The 234-nt window shown below is 74.4% G+C and carries 1 pseudogene; it reads left to right on the plus strand.

Annotation, left to right across the window (positions count from 1 at the left end):
• Window positions 1–234, plus strand: a pseudogene (locus tag ACEN88_RS36310) (squalene--hopene cyclase); the annotation flags it as partial.

Consider the following 234-nt stretch of genomic DNA (forward strand, 5'->3'; position numbering starts at 1 on the left):
CCCGAGGCGTCCGCCGCGCGCCGCGCCATCGACCGGCTGCTCGTCGACCACGGCGCCGAGGCCTATTGCCAGCCGTGCCTGTCGCCAGTGTGGGACACGGCGCTGATGTGCCACGCACTGCTGGAAGCGGGCACGCCGGCCGCATTGTCTGCCGCACGCCGTGGCCTCGACTGGCTGCTGCCGCTGCAGATCCTCGACCGGTCGGGCGACTGGGCGGCACGGCGTGCGGCAGAC

Origin of the sequence: Massilia sp. CT11-108, from assembly GCF_047302915.1 — a bacterium.
Classification (GTDB): domain Bacteria; phylum Pseudomonadota; class Gammaproteobacteria; order Burkholderiales; family Burkholderiaceae_D; genus Telluria; species Telluria orientalis.